We start from the raw sequence: 17,148 nt of genomic DNA on the forward strand, positions 1-17,148 counted from the left end.
GAGAATGAAAACGGGGCAAAGCGGCGTCTCTGCCCGGAGGTCTTATGGAACGGAAAACAAAGATGAAACGGTTTTTTGCGCTGGTGCTGGCGGCGGCGCTGACCCTCAGCCTGGCGGGATGTGAGAGCATCAAAAACGGGGTGGCCAGCCTGATGGGCTTTTCCAACACCGCCCAGGAAGAGGACACCGAAAACTGGGCGGCGGCCACCACCGATCCCATCATGCTGCCCGAGGGCACCGATTCCACGGCCCAGTGGGCCAACGTGGTGTCAAACGGCACCCTCTACGGCATTTACAATGGCATCTGGAAGCGGAACACCGGTTATTTCCAGGTGGCGGGGGATACTCTGACCATCACGGCCTGCGGCACCGCCGAGGGCGTCCAGGAGTACAAGCTGGCTCTGTGGAAAAAGGTGGACGGCGGGGCCCAGTATGTGGACGGCTCCACCGGCTATATCCGCACCGACGGCACCAATTACCGCTATACCATCACCGGGCTGGACCCGTCGGCCCAGTACCGCATCACCGTCTCGTACGACTCGAGCCGGTATTATCTGTACGGAATGTTTGCAGCTGAGGGAATTGTGGGATGAAAGTACAAACAAGAAACACCTTTTTGCTGGTGCTCTGCGCCCTGATCTGGGGCCTGGCCTTCGTGGCCCAGAGCGCCGGCTCGACGTTGGCGCCCTTTGCCTTTCTGGCCTGCCGCAGCTGGCTGGCCATCGTGTTCCTGTGGCCCCTGTGCCGCGTCTTTGATGCGGTCCATCGCCGCCGCGGGGAGCCCGCCGGCCCGCCCCAGGGGGAGGCCCGCCGCATTCTGCTGCGGGGCGGCCTGATCTGCGGCACCTTCCTCTTTGCCGCGTCGGCGGCCCAGCAGATTGGCATTACCCTCAACCCCTCCACCGCCAAGGCCAGCTTCATCACCGCCATGTATGTGGTCCTGGTGCCGGTGGTGGGGCTTCTGTTCAGCCGCAAGAGCCCGGCCCAGATCTGGGGCTGTGTGGTTCTCTCGGTGGCGGGCCTCTACCTGCTGTGCATGCAGGGAGACTTTGGCGGGGTGGAGCTCAGCGACGGCATTCTGCTGCTGTGCGCCGTGCTGTTCACCTTCCAGATTGTGTCGGTGGACCACTTCTCCCCCCAGGTGGACGGCGTGCGGCTGAGCATGCTGCAGTTTCTGGTGGTGGCGGTGGAGAGCACCATCGCCTCCTTCCTCACCGAGACGGTGACCCTGGCCGACATCACCGGCGCGGCTCTGCCGGTGCTCTACTGCGGCATCCTGTCCAGCGGCGTGGGCTATACCCTCCAGATTCTGGGCCAGCGGGACCTGAACCCTGCCATTGCCAGCCTGGCCATGTGCCTGGAGAGCGTCTTTGGCGCCCTGGGCGGCTGGCTGCTTTTGAGCCAGAGCCTCTCGGTGCGGGAACTGTGGGGCTGCGCCCTGATCTTTGCCGCCGTGGTGGGCGCTCAGCTGCCGCTGGGCCGCCTGATCCGGCGGCCGGCCCGCAGCAGCCGTGGCGGCTAAGCAAGAGACAACCCAGCTGCGTCAGGCCGGCGGCATCTGCTACCAGCTGACCCGGCGAAGGGTGAAAAATCTGAATCTCCGGGTCCGTTCCGACGGCACCGTGGCGGTGAGCATCCCCATGCGGGCCTCCCTCCGCCAGGCGGATGCTTTCGTGACGGCCCATGCGGAGTGGATCCAACAGGCCGTCCTGCGCCAACAGCGCCGGGCGGCCCGTCCTCTGCCCGACCGGGCCGCGGCCCTGGAACATTTCACCGCCCTGAGCCGGGCGGTGTTTCCCTCCTTTGCCGAGGCGCTGGGGGGACAGATGCCGGTCATCAAGGTCCGGGCCATGACCAGTCGCTGGGGCGTCTGCGTCCCCGCCAAACGGCAGATTACCTTTGCCCTGGCCCTTTGGAACGAGCCCGCTGCGGCCCAGGAATATGTGGTGGTGCATGAATTCTGCCATTTCCTGGTGCCCAACCACAGCCCGGCCTTCTGGGCCCAGGTGGAACAGCGGATGCCCGACTGGAAAGCCCGCCGCGCCCTGCTGCGGGAGAAATAAAAACCGGGAGGTACAAATCTTTGGAAAACCGTCGTGTCCCCCAGGAGGGACAGAATAAATACAGCAAGCTGGCCGGCAATACCCTGATTTTTGCCATTTCCAGCTTTTCGTCCAAACTGCTGACCCTGATTGTCCAGCCTTTCCTGACCTACGCCATGCGGGACGTGGAGAGCATGGGCATTTCCAAGCTGCTGAGCCAGTGCGCCAACCTGCTGATCCCCTTTGTGTCCATGGGCATGAGCAACGCCATCATCCGCTTTGGCCTGGACCGCGGCAACAGCAAAAAGCAGGTCTTTACCAACGGCCTGTTGACCATTCTGCTGGGCTATGGCATTCTGCTTTTGTTCTGGCCGCTGCTGCGGCAGGTGCCGGGCGTGCAGGGGTATGAGATTCTCCTGTGCGTGTATGTGCTCACCAGCTGCCTGCGCACCCTCTGCACCCAGTTCATCCGCAGCCGCGAGATGAACCGTCTGGTGGGCGTGGACGGCGTGCTGTGCACCTTCGCCACCCTGATGTTCTATGTGCTGTACCTGGTGGTGCTCAAGATGGGCGCCGAGGGCTACCTGCTGGCCATCATCTGCGGCGACGTCACCAGCAGCCTGTTCCTGTTCTTCACCGGCAAGCTGTGGCAGTACATTGATTTCAGCTACATCAACCGCACCCTCTGGAAAGAGATGCTGCGGTTTTCCCTGCCCATGATCCCGGCCCAGATCAGTTTCTGGATCATCAACGCCTCGGACATGTTCTTTGTCAACGCCATGTGCGGCGGCATCCAGGGCCGCAGCGGCGCCGAGTGGAGCGGCCTTTTGTCCACCGGCTATTTCCTGCCCACCATCCTGAGCACCCTGGGCACCATCTTCTACGACGCCTGGCAGCTGTCGGCGGTCACCGAAGAACAGGACCGGGGCCGGTTCTTCACCACCGTGTTCCGCAGCTATTCCAGCGTCATGTTCTGCTGTGCGGCGGGCATCCTCTGGCTGTGCCGGCCGGTGATGCTGGTCATGAAGTCCAGCTATTTTGATGCCTGGCAGTTTGTGCCCTACCTGACCCTGGCGGCGGTGTTCACCTGCTTCACCCAGTTCATGAACAGCATCTATGTGGTCTACAAGCGCTCCACCCACAGCCTCTACACCATGCTGGCGGGCGCCATTGCCAACTGCATCCTCAACTATCTGGGGATTCTCTGGTTTGGCCCGGTGGGCGTCACCTATGCCTCTTTCCTGTCCATGGCGCTGGTCTTTGTGCTGCGGGCCATCGACAGCCGCAAGATGATGGATCTGCGGCTGGAGCCCATGCACGTTCTGGTGAACGTGGTCTTTCTGGTGATTGAGGCGGGCATCACCCTGGCGGAGGTGCCCTGGTACGGCCTGTGGACCGGCCTGCTGTGCGCCGTGGTCATCCTCTACAATTTCAAGGGCGTCTGGGCCATGGGCCGGGTCATCCTTCCCCGCCTGCTGGGCCGCCGCGCCGCCCCCCTCGTCGCCTTCCTGGACCGTTACTTCTTTGAAAAAAAGTAACCCCCGCTTTTTCGAGAAAAAGCTTGGCAAAAAGCTTTTTACCTGGTACCGCTGACTGCTGTGGGCCTCACAAACCCCTGCCGGCGACGAGGTCTCAGCGGCTTTAGGAGGCTCCCGGGCTGCGCCCCGGTACGATGCAAGGCTCAAGCAGAACCTGATTTTCTCTTTTTGAGAAAAAGCAGGCAAAAAGCTTTTTACCTGGTACCGCTGACTGCTGCGGGCCTCACAAACCCCTGCCGGCGACGAGGTTTCAGCCGCTTTAGGAGGTTCCCGGGCTGCGCCCCGGTACGATGCAAGGCTCAAGCAGAACCTGATTTTCTCTTTTTGAGAAAAAGCTTGGCAAAAAGCTTTTCACCTGGTACCGCTGACTGCTGCGGGCCTCACAAACCCCTGCCGGCGACAAGGTTTCAGCCGCTTTAGGAGGTTCCGGGGCTGCGCCCCGGTACGATGCAAGGCTCAAGCAGAACCTGATTTTCTCTTTTTGAGAAAAAGCTTGGCAAAAAGCTTTTCACCTGGTACCGCTGACTGCTGTGGGCCTCACAAACTCCTGCCGGCGGCAAGGTTTCAGCCGCTTTAGGAGGCTCCCGGGCTGCGCCCCGGTACGATGCAAGGCTCAAGCAGAACCTGATTTTCTCTTTTTGAGAAAAAACAGGCAAAAAGCTTTTCACCTGGTACCGTTGACTGCTGCGGGCCTCACAAACCCCTGCCGGCGGCAAGGTTTCAGCTGCTTTAGGAGGCTCCCGGGCCGTGCCCCGGTACGATGCAAGGCTCAAGCAGAACCTGATTTTCTCTTTTCGAGAAAAAGCAGGCAAAAAGCTTTTTACCTGGTACCGCTGACTGCTGCGGGCCTTACAAACCCCTGCCGGCGACGAGGTCTCAGCCGCTTTAGGAGGTTCCCGGGCTGCGCCCCGGTGAGTCCAAAGTTTTGCGAGGCCGAATCTGTCTTTTATTTTGATGTGCTGTTTTCCAGTAGATGGGAAAGCTCCATAAGTACAAGATCTCCGCTTCTGCTTCCCGCAGGGGCGGGGATTTTTGGTTTTATAGAGCTTTTGCGGGGGCCTGAAAACCAGGTTTGAGGTGGTTTGCATCGTACCGTGCCGCAGGCACAAACGCCGGGTGCGAGCCGGAACATAACGGTCCCGCGGAACCTTGGGAGACCCGGAGAGTGTATGGTACACAGTGAAAAGTCTTTTGCTTACTTTTCTTCTAGAAAAGTAAGGGGCTTGACGCAGAGAGGAAAATCCCTTAAAATAAGAGCAGGCCCTGTGGTGGGGCCTACAAAACTTTTGTTTTGGTGCGGGAAAAGGCCCCGGGTCAGCTGTCCCTTATGGGACGGTGAGCTCGGGGCCTTTTCTATGGATACGGAAAACAAAAAGCCCCTGTCCGGCCGGCGCATGCCGGGGCAGGGGCTTTGGTGTTGGGGGTTAGTCGTCGTCCAGATCCAGGTCCCCGGGAAGGATCAGATCCAGGGGCGCGTCCGGCTCGGCCACCAGACGGCGGCTCTGGTTGTAGATGGCCCGTTCCAGGGTATTCCGGGCCAGGCGTCCGTTGCCGGCGGTGCGGCTGTCGGCCGCCTGCCGCCGCTGGTAAAAGCCCAGCAGCGGGAAGGTGCACTGTTCGTCCAGACGGTATCCCCGGGCCGACGCCAGCGCGGCGGTGATGTCCAGCAGCTGGTCGGCGGTGTAGTCGGGGAACTCAATCTGGTTGGGGAACCGGCTGGCCAGGCCGCTGTTGGCGGTCAGGAACTGCTGCATTTCTTTGGTGTAGCCTGCCAGAATCACCACCAGATCGTCCCGGTGGTCCTCCATTCCCTTCACCAGGGTGTCGATGGCCTCCAGGCCAAAGCTGTCCTGTTCCCCGCGGTAGAGGCTGTAGGCCTCGTCGATGAACAGCACGCCGCCCAGGGCGCTCTCGATGACGCTGTTGGTCAGAGGGGCGGTGTGGCCGGTGTACCGGCCCACCAGGTCGCCCCGGCTTACCTCCACCAGCTGACCGCCCCGCAAAGCGCCGATGGCTTTCAGATACCGGGCCACCAGCCGGGCAATGGTGGTCTTGCCGGTGCCGGGGTTGCCGGTGAAGATCATGTGCATGGACAGGCTGGCGGTTTTCATTCCCGCGTCGGCCCGCCGCTTCTGAACCTGTACGTTGTCCGCCAGGCCAAAGACGTATTCCTTCACTTCTTTCAGGCCCACCAGGGCGTCCAGCTCCCGGCGCACCTCGTCGATGTCCCCGTTCCAGGCCGGGGGCAGCAGGTCCAGCAGGGGGGCCGGCTCGCTCTTGTCGATGGAGAACCGCAGCACCCCGTCCTGAACGTCCAGAGCCACGCTTCCCTGGCGGAAACTGTCATTCCGCAGGCAATACTCGCTGAGGGCCCGGAACATCTGGTCGCAGCAGGCGGCCAGACCGGCGGCCCCTTCCCGCTCGGTGGTGAAATCCGCCACATAATCCCGGACGTTGGCCCCTGCGGTCAGGGTCAGTTTCAGCTGGCGGAGGCAGCGGCGGGCCAGCTCGTTGATCTGCTGGGCCGCCAGGGCCTGGAGATGGTCGGCGGTAAAGGGCTGGGTCTGGCACACATCCCCGATGGCCGACACAAACCCGGCCCCCAGCAGGTCGGCCATGGCGTCCCGGCCCTTGTGGGAGAAGAAGATCAGATATTTCCCCTGGGGGGTAATGCGGCTGACGGCGCCGGGCGCCAGGGCGCTGCCGGCGTCCACCAGAATCCCCTCCCGGTTCACCAGATAGCGGGAGGTCAAAGGCGCGGAACCCTTCACCGCCAGGCTGGCCAGGGTCTTGAGGAAGGCCGGACAGCACCGCTCGTAGTGGTCAAAGAGAACCATCTCCCCCGGGGCGTACAGGGCGGCATACAGGTCCTGCAAAAAGAGCCGCTCGGCGCCGGGGTCGGCGTAAAGGGCCAGATCCATCCGGGCGGCCTGGTCGCTCTGGAGCAGGCCCCGGGCCGCCATCAGGCGGGCGGTCTCGGCCAGGGCAAAGTGGCGCCCCGTCCCGCTGGGGCCCCACAGCAAAATCACATTCCGTGCCCGGGGACCCGAAGTCCCCAGCACAAAGGGCCGCCGCATGGCCCGCACCAGGGCGTCCACATAGGCGTCCTGGCCCAGAACCGTCTTTTTCACCTCAGCGGCCAGACCCTCAAAGCTGCCCATGTGCTCGACCGGGGTGTCGGAGGTGCCCCGGGCCAGCAGCCCGTCCGCCTCCATGTCCCGCAGAAGCTGGCGGCTCTCCTCCAGGGCCTGGCGGGTGCTGCTCTGGTCCTGGGCCCGCAGGGCGGCATTCTGCTTTTTCAGGAGGGCGTCGAGGGTTTTCTGCTGTTCCTGCAGGGCTTTGTTCAGGTCAGGCATCCCGCTGGCCCGGGCCGGACGGGGTCCCGCGGCCTTCCCTGCCGGCTTTCCCGACGGCTTTGCGTCCTCTTTGGCGGCTTTTTCGGCCGTGCCGCCGCTGCGCACCCGACCCTGTGAGCCGAATACACTGTTCATCAAACTTTCCCAGTCGTCGTTGTAGCCCATAGCACCCTCCGGTTGTTCTTTCTCTGTTGATTCAAGTATAGCGGGTGCCGTGGTTTTTTGCAAGCGGCAGCCGCGGGCAAATCCGGCCCTTTTGGGCAGAATATCCAAATCCTTGCAACAAAATGCGGATTATATAGGAATAGCTCTTGCAATGCGGCCCGGTGTCCTTTAAAATAAAGATATCATAGAATGCAGTGGGAACAGGCCGGCCTGCGGGCCGGTCTGTCCCTCAGCGCAGTTGACAGAAGGATGTGACGAGGTGTGAGCGTAAAGACCCCGAAAAGCCTGAGATCCTACTACGACAGCGAGAGGTTTGAGAAGGATTCCCTTTACGACGGGCCCCTGGGGCCGGACTATTCCCGCGAGGGGACCCGGCTGCGCCTGTGGGCCCCCACAGCGGAACAGGTCATGGTCAACCTCTACCGTCAGGGGGACAAGGGTTTCTGCATCGGTTCCCTCGCCATGGAGCGGCGGGAACACGGCTGCTGGACCATCTACCTGCCCGGGGACCAGCACGGGATGTACTATACGTTCTCGGTGCGGGTCAACGGCCAGATCCGGGAAACCGGGGACCCCTACGCCCGGGCGGCGGGGGTCAACGGCCTGCGCAGCATGATTGTGGATCTGCGCCGCACCGATCCTTCCGGCTGGCAGTTTGACCGCCGGCCGGTGATCCCGCCTTCCCGGCGGGTGATCTGGGAGGTCAGCGTCCGGGATTTTTCCTGGGACCCCAACGGCGGGTTTGCCCGGCCCTGGCGGGGCAAATATCTGGCCTTCACCCAGGAGGGCACCACCCTGGCGGGGGACAACGTCTTTCCCACCGGGCTGAATTACCTGCGCCGCCTGGGAGTGACCTACATCCAGCTGATGCCGGTGTTTGATTTCGGCAGCGTGGACGAGGCCCGGCCCCTCCGGCTTCAGTACAACTGGGGCTATGACCCCACCAACTATAATATTCCCGAGGGCAGCTACTCCACCGACCCCTATCACGGGGAGGTGCGGATTCATGAGTTCAAACAGATGGTGGCGGCCCTCCACAAGGCGGGATTCGGCGTGGTGATGGACGTGGTGTACAATCACATGTACCGCCACGAAAACGTCCTGAACAACACGGTGCCCTACTATTTTTTCCGCCAGAATCCCGACGGCACCTTCTCCAACGGCAGCGGCTGCGGGTGTGAGTTCTGCTGCGAGCGGCCCATGGCCCGCCGCTATATGATTGACTCCATCCTCTACTGGGCCAGAGAATACCACATCGACGGCTTCCGGTTTGACCTGATGGGCCTGTTTGACGTGGAGACCATGAACGAAATCCGGGCCGCCCTGGACAGACTGCCCCGGGGCAAGGAGATTCTGATGTACGGCGAGCCCTGGCAGGGCGGCCAGAGCATGCTGCGCCGGTACGAGGCCAACAAGGCCAACCTGCAGATGCTCAGCACCCGCATCGGCGTGTTCAGCGACGACACCCGGGACGCCATCAAGGGCAACTGCTTTGACGCCCGGGACCCTGGCTATGTGGAGGGTAAACAGGGGGCTTTCTGGGATATCGGCGCGGCGGTGGGGGCCTGGTGCCTCCACGACCGGGTGAATCCCCGGGCTCCCAGCCAGATCATCAGCTATGTGTCGGCCCATGATAACCTGACCCTCTGGGATAAGCTGATGGCGGTCCGGTTCAAAAAACCCGACTACAACGCCAGCCCCGACGTGATTGTGGCCCAGAACCGGCTGGCGGCGGGGATTTATCTGACCTGCATGGGCACGCCCTTTATGCAGGCCGGCGAGGAATTCGCCCGCACCAAAAAGGGCATCAAGGACAGCTACCGCTCCCCTGCCTCCATCAACCAGCTGGACTGGAGCCGGGCGGCCAGTTTCCATGGCCTGGTGGACTATTACCGGGGGCTCATCGCCCTGCGGGCCCGGTTCCCCCGGCTGGGGGACGGCAAACTGGAGAGCGCCCACGCCGTCGAATTCTTCTCCCTGGAGCCGCCCCTGGAGGGGTGGCATCTGGAGGCCGCCGACGGCGACGGCGCCGCCTGGCCTGAAATCGCCGTGTTCTATAACCCCACCGGCAGCGAGGCCACCGTTTCCCTGCCCGAGGGCCGGTGGCGGCTGCTGTGCGACGGCGTTTCCTCCAGTCTGTGGCGGGGCGGCGAAATCATCCGCACCGGCAGCACCGTCCTGCTTCCCTACAGTGCAACCATCCTGGGCGCAGTCTGAGGGCGCCCTTCTCCCCTTGTGCGCCCCTGCCCCATTGAAAAAAGCCCCGCATCTTGCTGAGAGGATGCGGGGCTTTTTGACGTTTTCAGATCAGGCGCGGGCCGGACGCAGGAAGTGGAGGGCCAGGCCGACGGCCAGGCCCACCGCGGCGGGACAAACCCAGCCCAGACCCAGGGTGAACAGGGGCAGATACTGTCCGACGGCCTCCAGGAAAGGTTTCAGGCCCAGAGCGGTCTGGGCCCCGGCGGGCAGGGCGTGAAGGAAGTCCACCACCGCCGCCGGCAAAGTAAAGGCGGTGACGCAGGCGTAAACCCGCTGGTCGTTGCCGAACAGGCCCCCGGCCAGGGACAGCAGAATCAGGGTGATGGCCAACGGATACAGGAACATCAGCACCGGCGTGGCCCAGGCCAGAATGGTTTCCAGGCCAAAGTTGGCAGCTCCCAGAGAGAACAGCGAGAAGCCCACCGCCCAGACCCGGTAGGACGGGCCCTTGGGGAACAGGGCGCAGAAGGTCTCGGAACAGCTGGTGATGAGGCCCACGGCGGTTTTCAGGCAGGCAAAGGTGACGGTGACCGCCAGCAGCACCGCCCCAAAGGAGCCGAAATAGTGCTGTGCCATGGTGAGGAGCACCTCGCCGCCGTTGGAGGCGGTGGGATAGAGGGCCCGGGTCTGGGCGCCGGCCACCGCCACCGCCAGATAAATGACCCCCATCAGGCCGCAGCCCAGGCAGCCCGCCAGGACGGTGTTGGCGGCGATGGCTCCCGGCTCGGTGACGCCCAGGTCCCGGATGACGTTGACCACCACAATGCCGAAGGCCAGCCCGGCCAGGGCGTCCATGGTGTTGTAGCCTTCCAGAAAGCCGCTGACAAAGGCGGACTGGGCATAGCTGCCCTCGGGCGGCAGGTCGGCGATGGGGCCCATGGGCTGGACCAGAGCGGTCACCAGCAGAATGGCCAGGCAGATCAGAAACAGGGGGTTCAAAACCTTGCCCACCCAGGTGAGGATCTTGCCCGGCCGAAGAGAAAACCACAGCACCGCAGCGAAAAACACCAGGGAGAACACCACCAGAGCACCCTGGGAGCCCTGCCCGCCCAGAGCGGGCACCACGCCCACCTCAAAGGGGACGGTGGCGCACCGGGGAATGGCGAAGAAAGGCCCGATGGTCAGATACAGCAGGCAGGTGAAAAACAGGCCGTAGGGCTTGCCCACACGGCTGGAAAGAGAGGCCAGGCCGTCGCACCGGCTGATGCCCAGAGCGGCGACGCCCAGCAGAGGCAGGCCCACGCCGGTGATCAGCAGGCCGGCCGATGCGGTCAGGACGCTGCCGCCGGCCAGCTGGCCCATGGACGCGGGAAAAATCAGGTTGCCCGCGCCAAAGAACAACCCGAACAGCATACTGCCCACCGCCGCCAGCTGGCGGAAAGAAAGGTTCTTTTTCATCCAAACACCTTCTGTCATGGTATTCTATTTCTTTCATGATAACATACTTAAACATGAAAGTACACATCCTTTTTCTTGATCCTTTTTCTTGAAAGAAAAAGGATGCAAAAAGAACTTCACTGGGTACCATGCACTCTCCGGGTCTCCGAAGGTTCCGCGGGGCCGTTACGCTCCTGCTCGTTTGCTGCGTTCGGGGCTGTGCCCCGGTACGATGCAAAGTCTTTTTGCAACCTGGTTTCTCTTTTTCAGAAAAGGCGTTCACTGGGTACCATGTACTCTGGCCGCTCTTTATAGGGTGACAGAGGGTTGCAGACTGTGCCGCACTCACGTTGGGTCCGGGCTGTGCCCGGGTACGATGCAAGGCCCGGCATAGCCCGATTTTACCCAGCGGCCGGGCTCAGGCTCGCTCCCGGCGTTTGTTCCTCTTGCGCTTAGTCGGTTTTTCGGCGCACCACGGTGGGGGGCTTGCAAAAACTGAAGCACTGCTCCGGGTTGCCGTTACCCAAATTTTCTGCGCCGGATGCAGTCCGCTTGAAAATTTGGACGGCGGCCCCTGCTCCGCCTCGGCTGCGCAGCCAAATACAGCCCCCTGTTTTACAGCATTCTTTAGTACGCTTCGTACTCTAAATCCCGGGCTACACTCAAGTTTGCATCGTACCGTGCCGCAGGCACAAACGCCGGGAGAGAGCTTGGAACATAACGGCCCCGCGGAACCTTCGGAGACCCGGAAAGTGTATGGTACCCAGTAAAGCTTTTTGCCAAGCTTTTTCTCGAAAAAGCGGAAGGAGGGCAATTTCCACAAAAAAGGCGCGACTGCGGCACAAAATTCCCCTCTGCTGTACATTTTGACAAAATCATCTTGACCTTTCCGGGCAGAATAGATAATATTAAGTTGGAATACAGCGTGTCTCCGGCATTCCGGCATCAGTGCTCATGATGTATCTACCCATCCAGGAGACGAACCAGTGCAAATGGAAGGACGATCTATGACAAACGCAGAAAAACTTGCCCTGCAAAAACACGCCTGCCATATTCGGATCGGCGTGATCGAGAGCACCCACAGTGCCAAATGCGGCCATCCCGGCGGCAGCCTGTCCATCGCAGAGGTGCTGTCCTTTTTGTACTTCCGGGAAATGCGGGTGGACCCCGCCAACCCTGCCTGGCCTGAGCGGGACCGCCTGGTCCTCTCCAAGGGCCACGCAGCGCCGGCCCTCTACTCTGCTCTGGCCGAGCGCGGTTTCTTCCCCACCGAGGAGCTTTTGACCCTGCGCCATATGGGCAGCCGCCTGCAGGGCCATCCCAATATGAACACGGTCCCTGGCGTGGATATGTCCACCGGCAGCCTGGGCCAGGGTATTTCCGCTGCCTGCGGCATGGCTCTGGGCGCCAAGGTCAAGGGCCTGGACGACGTGCGCGTCTACGCCATCGTCGGCGACGGCGAGATCGAGGAGGGCGAGTGCTGGGAGGCTTTCATGTTCGCCTCTCACTACAAGCTGGATAACCTCTGCGTGTTCCTGGACCTGAATCACCTGCAGATTGACGGCGCCATCGAGAAGGTCATGAACAGCGCGCCCCAGGACAAAAAGCTGGAGGCCTTTGGCTTCAACGTGCTGTCCATCGACGGCCATGACTATGACCAGATCGAGGCCGCCGTGGAGGCGTTCCACGCCGAAAAGGGCCGCCCCACCTTCATTATCCTCAACACCACCAAGGGCAAAGGCGTCTCGTATATGGAGAACGACGCCGACTGGCACGGCAAAGCCCCTGGCGACGCCGACTATGCCACCGCGATGGACGAGCTGAAGGCCGCTCTGGCCCAGCTGGAAAAGGAGGAGGGCTAATATGGCAGAAGTAAAGAAGATCGCCACCCGCGACAGCTATGGCGCTACCCTCCGGGAGCTGGCCGCCGAGCATCCCGACCTGGTGGTGCTGGACGCCGACCTCTCGGCCGCCACCCGCACCTCCATGTTCCAGTCGGTGGCTCCCGACCGGTTCTTTGACTGCGGCATCGCCGAGGCCAACATGATCGGCGTGGCAGCTGGCCTATCCACCATGGGCATGACCCCCTTTGTGTCCAGCTTCGCCATGTTTGCCGCCGCCCGCGCCTTTGAGCAGATTCTCAACTCCATCGCCTACCCCCGCCTGAACGTCAAGATTGGCGCTTCCCACGGCGGCATCTCGGTGGGCGAGGACGGCGCATCCCACCAGTGCTGCGAGGACTTCGCCCTGATGCGTTCCCTCCCCGGCATGACCGTGATCTGCCCCTCCGACGACATCGAGGCCCGGGCTGCCGTCCGCGCCGCCTACGAGATGAAGGGCCCGGTCTACCTGCGGTTTGGCCGTCTGGCTGTCCCCGTGTTCCATGACCCCGACAACTATACCTTCACCATCGGCAAGGGCGAGAAGATCACCGACGGCAACGACATCGCCATCATCGCCACCGGCCTGGAGGTCAATGAGGCCCGCATCGCGGCCGAACATCTGGCCGAGCAGGGCATCAGCGCCCGGGTGCTGAACATCCACACCATCAAGCCCTTGGACGAGGAGCTGATCCTGGAGGCCGCCCGCGACTGCGGCCGGGTCATCACCTGCGAGGAGCACAGCGTCATCGGCGGCCTGGGTGAGGCTGTCTGCTCGCTGCTCAGCGAGAAGTACCCTGTTCCTGTCCGCCGCATCGGCGTGCAGGACTGCTTCGCCTGCTCCGGCCCCGCATGGGACCTGATCCACGCCTTCGGCCTGGATGCAGCCACCATCGAAAAGACGGCCCACGAAATGCTGGGCCGCTGATCCCTCACCGGACAAAAAGCAAAACCAAGAGCCGGCGCAGATTTCTGCGCCGGCTCTTTTTGCGCTGGCGGCCCCGGCCCGGCCGCCCGAAAGGGTGTCCCGCGGCAGGGCTCCCAAAGGTCAAATCCCAAAATGGCATAGCAAAAGCGGCGCGCCCGGAGGAATGGGCGCGCCGCTTTGATTTGTTGTTTCAGGTCCTATCTCTTACACATCCAGCAGGGCCAGGACGCCGGCCTTGGGACGGGAACCCACAGACTGGTTCACCAGTTTGCCGTTCTTGAACACCAGCAGAGTGGGGATGCTCATGACGCCGAACTGAGCGGCCAGGTCGGGCTGCTCGTCTACATTCACCTTGCCGACCTTGACGTCGGGGCGCTCATCTGCCACCTGGTCCACAATGGGGGACAGCATCCGACAGGGGCCGCACCAGGTTGCCCAGAAGTCCAGCAGGACGGGCTTGTCGCTCTGCAGCACCTCGCTGTTAAAGTTCTCTTTGGTAATGGTCACAACAGACATCTTTTTCTACCTCCCACATTTCAGTTTGCGCTGTGCGCGGTTCGTTTTTTCTGAGCTTAGTATAGCCCAGACGGGGCGGTTCTTTCCGTAACTGCGTCACCGAAAAAAAGACCCTAAAAAAACACGCGCCTTGCCGTCAAAAGGCCAGGCGCGGAAGTCTTGTTTATACAAGGATATAAAGCTATATATAGCACACATGTGCACACAAGTCAAGAGAAAATAAGATTTTTTCTCACTTTTTGGCATGGCGCACAAAATTGCGGGTTGATTTTTGCAAGTTTTTGCTGTAAACTTGTAACAGTAAACTAGCGGGTTTGACGCCTCATCCGCTTTTTGAAATTTCCGGCGGACCAACAGTCTGTTCGCCGGCGCCCAGGCAGGCAGCAGAGAGGAAGACCTTTATGCCCCGTTCCAAATTTGGTGATATCTACCGCGACTTAAAAACCAAGATTGAAGATGGCGAGTACCCCTACCAGTCCCTTGTCCCGTCCGAAAATACCCTCGTGTCGGTGTACGGGTGCTCCCGCAACACGGTGCGGCGGGCTCTGGCTGGCCTGATCGAGGCCGGCTATGTCCAGCCCATCCAGGGCAAGGGGGTGCGTGTGCTCTACCGACCCGCCGCCAAGGCTCCCTTCACCCTGGGGCGGATGGAGAGTTTTCACGACACGGCGGTCCGCTGCCGCACCCACTATGAAACCCGGGTGGTCCATTTTTCCATGACCCAGACCGACAACGCCCTGGCGGCCGCCAGCGGCTTCCCTGCCCGGATGGACGTCTACCATGTGGAACGGGTGCGGATCGTGGAGGGCCGGGCCCTGATCCTGGACGTGAGCTATTTCCTGCGGTCGGTGGTGAACACCCTCACCCCCGAGGCCGCCGAACAGTCCATCTACGCCTATCTGGAAAAGGAGCTGGGCATCCAGATCATGACCAGCAAGCGGACCATCACGGTGGAGCGGGCCACCCCCGCCGACCGGCTGTATCTGGACATGGGGAGCTTTGACTGTCTGGCCGTGGTCACCAACCAGGCCTTCAACGCCGACGGCATCCTCTTTGAGTATACGGTCTCCCACTATCACCCGGAGTACTTCCGCTTTCAGGACACCGCCTGCCGCCGCACCCGTAAAACCGAATAAGACCGCTTTGCGTCTTTGTGCCATTTGTGAAGGAGCCGCTGCGCCCAAAAGCAGCCGGGCTCCTTTTTGATTTTTGGGGGCGTGGGGCCGGATTGCTTTCTACCCATTTCTGCGGTATACTAAACCTATCGGGATGCTGTGGTGCATCCGCCCAATTCTTTATAAAAAGGAGGGACTGCTTTTTATGACCAATGAAACCCTTGAGACACTCAAGACCCGGCGCAGCTGCCGTGCCTATAAGCCGGACCAGGTCTCGGAGGAGGAGCTGAACGCCGTGCTGGAAGCCGGCACCTACGCTCCCACCGCCATGGGCCTGCAGAGCCCCAAAATCGTGGTGATTCAGGACCCCGAAACCCGGGCCCTGCTGTCCCGGATGAATGCCGCCGTCATGGGCCGCGAAGGGTCCGACCCCATGTATGGGGCCCCCACCTATCTGCTGGTTCTGGCCGATGCCGCCCGGCCCACCGCCCAGCAGGACGGCAGCCTGGTGATGGGCAACCTGATGAACGCCGCCGCCAGCCTGGGGCTGGGCAGCTGCTGGATCAACCGCGCCCGGGAAATGTTTGACTCGGCCGAGGGCAAGGCCCTGCTGACCCGGTGGGGCATCCAGGGCGAATGGCAGGGCGTGGGCTTCTGCATTCTGGGCTACCCTGCCGCCGATCCCAAGCCCGCCGCCCCCCGCAAAGCCGACTATATCGTCCGGGTATGATGCGCCGGGACCGTCTGCCGAATCTTCCCGCCGACGGGGCGGGCCTGACCTGTCTGGAAGGCCCCGAGGGGGCCGCCTGCCTCTATGAGCTGGCCCAGGGCCAGGAAGAAGGCGCCGCCCTGCGGATTCGGGGCGCCGACCTCACCGGCGAGGAGCTGGACGGGCTGGACCTGTCCCGCTGTCTGCTGGAGGACTGCCGCTTTACCGGCGCAGGCCTGCGCCGCCTCTCCCTCACCGACTGCATCCTGGTCCGCTGCGACTTGTCGGGAGCCCAGGCCTACGACAGCAGCCTGACCCGGTGCCGGTGGCAGGGGTCCAAGGCCCTGGGCTGCAGCCTGGCCGGAAGCCGGGCCCGGGGCTGGGAGGTGGTGGACTGCCGCCTGGACGCCCTCCGCCTGGACGGCGCCGCCCTGGAATCGGTCCATGTGGTCCGGTCCAGCCTGGCGGGCGCCAATCTGTCCGGCCTCCGCTGGAAACAGGTGGAGCTGGACGAGGCGGACCTGTCAGGGGCCAATGTGGCGGGTACCTCCCTCAAGGGGCTGGACCTGCGGTCCTGCCGCCTGGAAGGCCTCACCGCCGGCGACTCCCTGCGGGAGCTGCGGGGCGCCATTGTGGACCCCATCCAGGCCGCTGAGCTGGCCCGCCTGCTGGGCCTCGACATCCGATGAAACCAATCCCCACGCTGAAAGGAACGCTATGAAGCCTGATTACAAGCTGGTCGCCAAGGCCAAATACATCCATTTGACCGCAGACCTCGCCGCAGAGCTGTGGCAGGAGTGCTACAAGAAGTATTATCCCCCCAAGCAGCTGGCCGCCCTGATCGAAAAACTGCAGAGCGCCGACGCCATCGAGGAGGACATCGACCGGGAGGTCAACTACTTCATCGTCCAGATGGGCGGCAAGCCCATCGGCTACTTTGCCTGGAAGATGGACAACACCGCCCTTCACCTGCTCCACGTCTATCTGCAGCCCGCATGGCGGGGCAAAGCCCTGGGCCGGGATATCCTCAGCTCCTGTGAGCGTCTGGCCCGCAGCGACGGCAAGGGCCGGGTCTACGCCGAGGTCCACACCAAAGCTCTGCTGGTGCTGGCTTTCTTCAAGGAGCGGGGCTACCGCCCCGGCGCCCCCGTCCAGAACGATGTGGACGGCATCCTGATGGACCTGACCCCGGTGGAAAAATTTCTCTGATTTCAGCACATTCTGCGCAAATAATGATTGCAATTTTGTTCAGTATGGTATACA

General features: G+C 62.2%; 14 protein-coding genes. 11 read left to right on the plus strand and 3 right to left on the minus strand.

The window, feature by feature from the left end; genetic code table 11:
• Nucleotides 1-44 precede the first annotated feature (44 nt).
• Genes B5E67_RS08095 through B5E67_RS08110 form a run of 4 tightly spaced genes read left to right on the plus strand, consistent with a single transcriptional unit; the run spans nucleotide 45 to nucleotide 3,580 of the window.
• Entirely contained in the window at nucleotides 45-593 is a 549-nt protein-coding gene (locus B5E67_RS08095; protein ID WP_087365113.1) for a hypothetical protein, read from the plus strand.
• The gene (locus B5E67_RS08100; RefSeq protein WP_087384585.1) at nucleotides 590-1,522 is read left to right on the plus strand and encodes a DMT family transporter; all 933 of its coding nucleotides are present in this window, start codon (nucleotides 590-592) and stop codon (nucleotides 1,520-1,522) included. The genes B5E67_RS08095 and B5E67_RS08100 overlap by 4 nt, the downstream gene beginning before the upstream one ends.
• On the plus strand, nucleotides 1,512-2,063 hold the full coding sequence (locus B5E67_RS08105) for a YgjP-like metallopeptidase domain-containing protein (protein ID WP_087384586.1): 552 nt from the start codon (nucleotides 1,512-1,514) through the stop codon (nucleotides 2,061-2,063). Before B5E67_RS08100 ends, B5E67_RS08105 begins: the two co-directional genes overlap by 11 nt.
• Nucleotides 2,064-2,083: 20 nt before the next feature.
• Nucleotides 2,084-3,580, plus strand: a complete 1,497-nt coding sequence (locus B5E67_RS08110) for a polysaccharide biosynthesis C-terminal domain-containing protein (protein WP_087384588.1) — start codon at nucleotides 2,084-2,086, stop codon at nucleotides 3,578-3,580.
• Nucleotides 3,581-5,004: 1,424 nt separating this feature from the next.
• Here the strand turns inward: B5E67_RS08110 and B5E67_RS08115 are convergent.
• Nucleotides 5,005-7,101, minus strand: a complete 2,097-nt coding sequence (locus B5E67_RS08115; protein ID WP_087384590.1) for an AAA family ATPase — start codon at nucleotides 7,099-7,101, stop codon at nucleotides 5,005-5,007.
• A 261-nt stretch (nucleotides 7,102-7,362) separates the two neighbouring features.
• Here B5E67_RS08115 and pulA point away from each other — a divergent pair, with 261 nt between their 5' ends.
• On the plus strand, nucleotides 7,363-9,318 hold the full coding sequence (pulA, locus tag B5E67_RS08120; RefSeq protein ID WP_204246538.1) for a type I pullulanase: 1,956 nt from the start codon (nucleotides 7,363-7,365) through the stop codon (nucleotides 9,316-9,318).
• A gap of 90 nt (nucleotides 9,319-9,408) precedes the next feature.
• Here the strand turns inward: pulA and brnQ are convergent, their stop codons facing one another.
• Nucleotides 9,409-10,758, minus strand: coding sequence for a branched-chain amino acid transport system II carrier protein (gene brnQ, locus B5E67_RS08125; RefSeq protein ID WP_087384591.1), 1,350 nt, complete (start codon nucleotides 10,756-10,758; stop codon nucleotides 9,409-9,411).
• 986 nt (nucleotides 10,759-11,744) lie between these two features.
• Here brnQ and B5E67_RS08130 point away from each other — a divergent pair.
• Both B5E67_RS08130 and B5E67_RS08135 read left to right on the plus strand, forming a co-directional pair.
• Nucleotides 11,745-12,599: a transketolase gene (locus B5E67_RS08130; protein WP_087384593.1), complete on the plus strand. Its 855-nt coding sequence runs from the start codon at nucleotides 11,745-11,747 to the stop codon at nucleotides 12,597-12,599.
• A gap of 1 nt (nucleotide 12,600) precedes the next feature.
• Complete coding sequence (locus B5E67_RS08135) at nucleotides 12,601-13,545, plus strand: transketolase family protein (protein ID WP_087249616.1); 945 nt, start codon at nucleotides 12,601-12,603, stop codon at nucleotides 13,543-13,545.
• Nucleotides 13,546-13,749: 204 nt separating this feature from the next.
• Here B5E67_RS08135 and trxA read toward each other — a convergent pair whose 3' ends face one another.
• Nucleotides 13,750-14,061 (minus strand): thioredoxin, encoded by a 312-nt coding sequence (gene trxA / locus B5E67_RS08140; protein WP_087249614.1) that lies wholly within the window; start codon nucleotides 14,059-14,061, stop codon nucleotides 13,750-13,752.
• Between the two features lie 401 nt (nucleotides 14,062-14,462).
• On the opposite strand from trxA, the gene B5E67_RS08145 reads away from it, so the two are divergent.
• The 4 genes from B5E67_RS08145 (at nucleotide 14,463) to B5E67_RS08160 (ending at nucleotide 17,094) form a co-directional block, all read left to right on the plus strand.
• On the plus strand, nucleotides 14,463-15,197 hold the full coding sequence (locus B5E67_RS08145; RefSeq protein ID WP_087249612.1) for a UTRA domain-containing protein: 735 nt from the start codon (nucleotides 14,463-14,465) through the stop codon (nucleotides 15,195-15,197).
• A 184-nt stretch (nucleotides 15,198-15,381) separates the two neighbouring features.
• Nucleotides 15,382-15,906: a nitroreductase gene (locus B5E67_RS08150; protein ID WP_087384595.1), complete on the plus strand. Its 525-nt coding sequence runs from the start codon at nucleotides 15,382-15,384 to the stop codon at nucleotides 15,904-15,906.
• Nucleotides 15,903-16,574 carry a pentapeptide repeat-containing protein gene (locus tag B5E67_RS08155; protein WP_158098194.1) on the plus strand — a complete coding sequence of 224 codons (672 nt, stop codon included), beginning with the start codon at nucleotides 15,903-15,905 and terminating at the stop codon, nucleotides 16,572-16,574. Before B5E67_RS08150 ends, B5E67_RS08155 begins: the two co-directional genes overlap by 4 nt.
• Nucleotides 16,575-16,602: 28 nt before the next feature.
• On the plus strand, nucleotides 16,603-17,094 hold the full coding sequence (locus B5E67_RS08160; protein WP_087384596.1) for a GNAT family N-acetyltransferase: 492 nt from the start codon (nucleotides 16,603-16,605) through the stop codon (nucleotides 17,092-17,094).
• Nucleotides 17,095-17,148: the final 54 nt, after the last annotated feature.

This window comes from Faecalibacterium sp. An122, from assembly GCF_002160895.1.
Classification (GTDB): Bacteria; Bacillota; Clostridia; order Oscillospirales; family Ruminococcaceae; genus Faecalibacterium.

What these genes read in the sequence shown, in the direction of transcription:
- B5E67_RS08095 (WP_087365113.1), top strand. Translation starts at nt 45, where the DNA reads ATGGAACGGAAAACAAAGATGAAACGGTTTTTTGCGCTGGTGCTGGCG.
- B5E67_RS08100 (WP_087384585.1), top strand. Translation starts at nt 590, where the DNA reads ATGAAAGTACAAACAAGAAACACCTTTTTGCTGGTGCTCTGCGCCCTG.
- B5E67_RS08115 (WP_087384590.1), bottom strand. Translation starts at nt 7,101, where the DNA reads ATGGGCTACAACGACGACTGGGAAAGTTTGATGAACAGTGTATTCGGC.
- brnQ (WP_087384591.1), bottom strand. Translation starts at nt 10,758, where the DNA reads ATGAAAAAGAACCTTTCTTTCCGCCAGCTGGCGGCGGTGGGCAGTATG.
- B5E67_RS08130 (WP_087384593.1), top strand. Translation starts at nt 11,745, where the DNA reads ATGACAAACGCAGAAAAACTTGCCCTGCAAAAACACGCCTGCCATATT.
- B5E67_RS08135 (WP_087249616.1), top strand. Translation starts at nt 12,601, where the DNA reads ATGGCAGAAGTAAAGAAGATCGCCACCCGCGACAGCTATGGCGCTACC.
- trxA (WP_087249614.1), bottom strand. Translation starts at nt 14,061, where the DNA reads ATGTCTGTTGTGACCATTACCAAAGAGAACTTTAACAGCGAGGTGCTG.
- B5E67_RS08145 (WP_087249612.1), top strand. Translation starts at nt 14,463, where the DNA reads ATGCCCCGTTCCAAATTTGGTGATATCTACCGCGACTTAAAAACCAAG.
- B5E67_RS08150 (WP_087384595.1), top strand. Translation starts at nt 15,382, where the DNA reads ATGACCAATGAAACCCTTGAGACACTCAAGACCCGGCGCAGCTGCCGT.
- B5E67_RS08155 (WP_158098194.1), top strand. Translation starts at nt 15,903, where the DNA reads ATGATGCGCCGGGACCGTCTGCCGAATCTTCCCGCCGACGGGGCGGGC.
- B5E67_RS08160 (WP_087384596.1), top strand. Translation starts at nt 16,603, where the DNA reads ATGAAGCCTGATTACAAGCTGGTCGCCAAGGCCAAATACATCCATTTG.